We start from the raw sequence: 5,759 nt of genomic DNA on the forward strand, positions 1-5,759 counted from the left end.
CTTACTACGATGAATACATGAGGTTACATGAGGCTAATTATCGCCGTTATAGCAAAATGGTAGAAATTCCTGAGTATGATGCCCCTTGTGATGTCAAAGTCCATTTTCTTCCCTGCCAAGAAGTCAAGATCACCTTGTCTTGTAAATCATGGGGACACCCTGATTACCCTGTCAATGAACCTGATGATATGGAGAAACCAAACATATGCCCAAGCAAGTAAACTCCATTTTTATTGAAACGATAATAGAAGCAGAAGCCACTAAAGCTATTTCAACCATAAGATCACAAGGTGATCCTTGCTGGGCTCCCCCCCTATTTCCTCAAAAAGGGCGACTAGCACTCACAAAAGAACAAATTCGTGCTAATCATGAAAAACTAACAAATAAAGAAAAAGAATATTATCAAAACGCGAAAATACAAAAAAAAGCATTATGTTGTAAAACCTTACATGTTAGTTTGTTTTTTGATGGTACTAATAATAACAATTACAATGATACTGAAGAATCAATTCCACCTCATCCCTCTAATGTCGCTAAGCTTTATCATGCCTCTTCTCCAGAAGATGATATTGTAAAAGAACAAGGCTTTTATAGTTATTATATTCCTGGTGTTGGTACCCCTTTTCCAGATATTGGTACAGATGAGTACTATTCTGATGGCTTAATTTTTGCAACAGGTGGTGAAGCTCGAATAAGCTGGGGATTAATTCAAGTTTGTGATGCAATTTACCATGCAGTAACAGGCAAAGGGCTCTCTTTAGCAGATAAACGAGACTTACTTAAAGAAATGAGTACTGATTTAAATTTTGAATCCATGATAAATACCGATCTAGACTCTACGGATATTTTTTATGGTGCTACCGGAGCCGCTGCTATGGGGAGCTTAGGATTAATTGTGGGTTCCGCATACAGTAAATTTAATAAAACCTATAATCCCGTCAAACCGTTAAACTATTTACTTAAACCTCTAAAATGGAAAATATCTAAAGTAAAACCGCATATTGTTGCTTTAAAAATTTATGCTTATGGATTTTCTCGAGGTGCAGCAGAGGCTCGCACTTTTGTTTACTGGCTTAATCAATTTTTAAATTATCATTTTGAAGAGTTACCTCACGCATGGAAAAAACCGTGTCCTTTGGGAACCATTTATAGTTTACCTGTTTCCGTTGAGTTTCTAGGCTTATTTGACACTGTTGCCGCAGTGGGATTGGCTAATGTTGTCCCTGGCGCTACAGGGCATAATGGTTGGGCAAGTGGTACACAACAATTGCCAAAGTCATCACTTGTCAAAAATATTTGTCATCTTGTTGCTGCCCATGAACAAAGACAATGTTTTACTGTTGACTCAATTCGGACCCCTGAAGGCCATTATCCCTTGAATTCTGTTGAAGTCATTTACCCAGGAGTACACTCTGATATTGGTGGAGGTTATCCACCCGGCGACCAAGGTAAAGCAAGAAACCAGCATAAGGAATTATTATTACAAATCACATTACATGATATGTATGCAGCAGCAATCGATGCAGGAGCACCATTAGCAATTAGAGACGATATTCTTATACAATTACCAGAAATTAAAAATGAATATCCCTTCCGAATAATATCTGCACCAACTCTAAAAGAATTTACGATATCAGAAGATTTAATAGATAAATTTAACTCTTGGCGAGCCTATACTCTACCGGAGCAATCCGTCTTATCTCATAATACGACTAATAAGACATTATGTTTTATGCCTCCACGTTTTATAACGAGCACTTTAGAATATGTAATGGAAATTCAGCTTATTTTAATCACAGCGTGGAGAATTGGTCGCTATGGCTCAGAACAAAGTGACGAAAATAATTTAACGCATCAACCCTTTTTTACACAGGCACCACAACACTCTGACATTTCAGTCGAACCTTATGATGCTAAATTTTCAAGACAAGCTACAGCTGTGTTAGCTCTAGAATATGAGAAAAAAACAAAAGATATCGCTGAAAAAACATCACTCAGAAATGAAGAAAAAAAGGCAATAACTGAACTTTCTAATTGGAAACCAAGCGATAAAAATATGGGGCCTCCACTTTTTGATGCAACAAATGCCAGAGGGCAATTATGGGAAGCCGCTTTAGAATTTAAATTTGAATTAGAAGATTTAAAAGGAGTGACCAGACCAGAACCTCTAATTAAAATTAATCAAAGGTCAAGAACTGAATGTCAACAAGAAGCACAATGGTTTAAAAAAGTACATGGTGAAAGTTCATCAATATACCAAACACATTTAGAAAACTGTAAAAATGATCCTGAAGTTACTTTTCCATCTGATATTATATCAAAAGCAAATTTACTAAAAGCATTTCAATCTGCTGATAAATATGTCTACATGGCGACAACTCAAAATGAAAGGCAGGAATATATAAGTTTAAAAGCTATCAGTAATACTATATTTAGAAAAATAATATCTTTATCGATGAGAAAAATAACTCACGATGAAGACCTTAAAAAGGTTATTAGTTTACTTGATGATCAACTACATGATTCCCGCGCATGGTTTATGCACTCAGAGAGTGGACTTCGAGAACCTTTTAGCAGGTATTTTTTATCAAGAATGATCTATTTTGGTCATAAATCAAATAAATCTATGCAGTTAATTATGTAACCTGAAGGCATATATGGCTATTTAGATAATATAGCCTTACTAGGTATAGCATATAAACCTTTATATGGAATTATATTTTTAGATTTATCGACAGGAAAAGAAATCCCTACGGATATCACCCAGCTTCCTCCTCCAACACATTATTTAGTTGAGAAAATATCAGAGCTTATTAAGCAACAAAAAAAGAAAGAATTAAATAACACAATGCAAGATTTACAAGTAATTATTAAAAAATAATATTTGTAATTATAAGTCACCTTTACCTCTTAATTAGTTATATCAATTAAAACTCTTTCACAAGGATAAACATCCAAAGTTTGTTCATAATAAACAGACAGGATATGTTTATATATTCAACTATGAATTTAAAAAAAATAACTCAAACTCTACTTAACGGACAAAACCGCTATCACCTTAATGTGCAAGGTTGTGATATTTTATTTGATGTTGAACATTTCACGGGTCGTGAAGCAATTAGCGATACCTATCATTATCAAATTACCTTTACTTGCCAAGCTCAGGATTTACAACCGCAACAACTGTTGCGCCGTAGTGCAACGCTCTCTTTTATCCCCCCTCTCAATAGCATTGCGGAATTAGCAACTCAAAATTCCATCAACAAGCAAGTTCATGGTGTGATCACACAATTTCGGCGTCTATCGGGCTCGGTTGATGAAGCGCGTTATCAACTTGTCATCGAACCTGTTTTTGCCTTATTACGTCATCAAATTCGCTCTCATCGATTTTTCCTCAATCAATCTGTTCCTGATGTCGTGAGTCAAATTTTACGTGAACATAATTTTAAAGATTGGGAATTTGAATTTACGCTTAAAAATGAATATCCAAAGCGTGAGCAAATTAATCAATATAATGAAAGTGATCGTCAATTTATCGAACGACTATTAAGTGAAGTTGGTATTTTTTACTCTTTTTATTTACAAGATCAAACCCAAACCGAAGTTATTCGTTTTGCCGATCGCCNACTATTAAGTGAAGTTGGTATTTTTTACTCTTTTTATTTACAAGATCAAACCCAAACCGAAGTTATTCGTTTTGCCGATCGCCAAAGTGCTTATACCTTTGATAAAACCTTACCACTCAATAGTCCTTCTGGTATGAATGATAATCACCAAGAAAGTGTGTGGGGATTATCATTACATCATCAAGTAGTCGAGCAAAATGTACTAACCAAAGATTACAACCATCGGCAAGCTCAAGACACCTTGATTTCAGCAGTAACGGATATGACGCGTGGCGAAGGGGATGAAATTCACTATGGTGAAGTTTATCATTACCAAGCAAGACATCTTTCTCGCGGTGATAAACTCAATCCAGAAGCAGAAACCGCAAACTTTTGGGCACGGCTTGATCATGAGCGTTTTTTAACTCGTCAAACACGCTTAAAAGGCGAAAGTAATGCTGACTTTTTATCACCGCTACAAGTACTTTCTATCACTGATAACACAATACCTTCATCACTACCCTCTGTGTTTCAATCACCGATTTTAATCACTCGTCTACGTTTTAGTGGCGGTCGAGAAAAAGCGCTGCAAGTGCGATTTAATGCTATTCCTTACAGTGAAACCCTTTGCTGGCGCCCAGCCGTTAAACCTCGCCCAATTATCACCGGTACACTTACCGCACGTATCACCAGTGCTAAAGATAACGATATTTATGCGCATCAAAATGAAGATGGCTTTTATTGGGTAAAATTTGATGCCGATCGTGACGAAAAACCCTTGGGTTATGAAAGTATGCCAGTACGTTTGGCAAAACCTTATGCCGGCGATACCTATGGGATGCATTTTCCGTTAATTCAAGGCACAGAAGTCGCTATCGCCTTTCATGAAGGCGACCCTGACCGACCTTATATCGCCCATGCGCTTCATGATTCACGCCATCCCGATCATGTAACGGATAGAAACAACACACGTAATGTGATTCGTACCCCTGCAAATAATAAATTGCGAATGGAAGATAAACGCGGGCAGGAGCATATTAAACTCAGTACCGAATATGGGGGAAAATCACAATTAAATTTAGGGCATATTGTCGATGCTAACCGCGATAAACGAGGAGAAGGTTTTGAATTACGCACCGATAGTTGGGGAGCAATAAGAGCAGGTAAAGGATTATTTATTAGTGCAGATAATCAAGCCAAAGCAGGCGGTGAAGTGCTGGCGATGAAGGAGGCTCAATCACAACTCACTGCTGCATTAATAGAAATGCAAACATTGACCCAAAGTGCGGAACATGCCAGTGCTCTCGCTTCAAATATCCAACAGCAGCAAGAAAGCTTAGAAAAAAAATTAATCCAATTAAAAAAATCAGTGCTATTAGCCACCGCACCTGACGGAATAGCACTAACCAGTGGTGATAATTTACAACTTTCTGCTGAAGAAAATTTAACACTAACAGCAAACCAACAAGTTGATATTGGAGCATTTAAAAAATTCACTTTAGCAGCTGGTGAAATGATGAGTTTCTTTTCCAGAATGGGAGCAAAAATCTTTGCCAAAACAGGTGATATAGAAATTCAGGCACAAGACGGTCGTCTATCAACATGGTCAACACAAGATTCAATAATAAGTAGTGGTAAAAAAATGGTGCTATCAGCTCAAGAGGAACTCCTCTTATCTTGTGGTGGCGGATATATACGAATTAAAGATGGAAATGTAGAAATTGGTGGGCCTGGAAAGTTATTGATTAAAAATAATGGTATTCAAAAATTAGGCCCACAAAGTGTAGAAAGTGCTATGAAATCTTTTTCACCAGAAGAATTTAGTGAATGGTTTGTTATTAAAAACCCACTTTCAGGAGAGCCGATAGCTAATCAGCGTTATCAAATTACCTTACCTAGTGGAGAAATTATAAAAGGTATTTCTGACTCCGAAGGTAAAACAACTCGTATAAATTCTAATGCAATAAACGACATTTTAATTAAATTATTACCTTATGGAGAAAATGAATAATGCAATATAAATTATCCTACTTTTTTATTTTACTCCTATCTACATCGACACTTTCTGGCTGCTTATCATTAAAAGAAAAAGCTGCGATTAAAGCGGAGCAAGATAGAGCCGAACAACAACGTTTAATTGACGAAGAAATTAAA

3 protein-coding genes are annotated in these 5,759 nt (G+C 36.5%); all 3 read left to right on the top strand.

What is annotated here, in order from left to right; all coding sequences use genetic code 11:
• A partial coding sequence (locus tag DK861_RS05670; protein WP_162556762.1) for a DUF3304 domain-containing protein occupies positions 1–221 on the top strand: 221 nt, incomplete at its 5' end.
• Positions 206–2,644 carry a DUF2235 domain-containing protein gene (locus DK861_RS05675; RefSeq protein WP_109399510.1) on the top strand — a complete coding sequence of 813 codons (2,439 nt, stop codon included), beginning with the start codon at positions 206–208 and terminating at the stop codon, positions 2,642–2,644. The genes DK861_RS05670 and DK861_RS05675, both read left to right, overlap by 16 nt.
• A 359-nt stretch (positions 2,645–3,003) precedes the next feature.
• Complete coding sequence (gene vgrG / locus DK861_RS05680; protein ID WP_109399511.1) at positions 3,004–5,616, top strand: type VI secretion system Vgr family protein; 2,613 nt, start codon at positions 3,004–3,006, stop codon at positions 5,614–5,616.
• Positions 5,617–5,759: the final 143 nt, after the last annotated feature.

The sequence above is a fragment of the Proteus sp. TJ1640 genome, assembly GCF_003144445.1.
Taxonomy (GTDB): Bacteria; Pseudomonadota; Gammaproteobacteria; order Enterobacterales; family Enterobacteriaceae; genus Proteus; species Proteus penneri.

Excerpts from the sequence above, each read along its gene's own strand:
- DK861_RS05675 (WP_109399510.1), top strand. The coding sequence starts at position 206 with ATGCCCAAGCAAGTAAACTCCATTTTTATTGAAACGATAATAGAAGCA.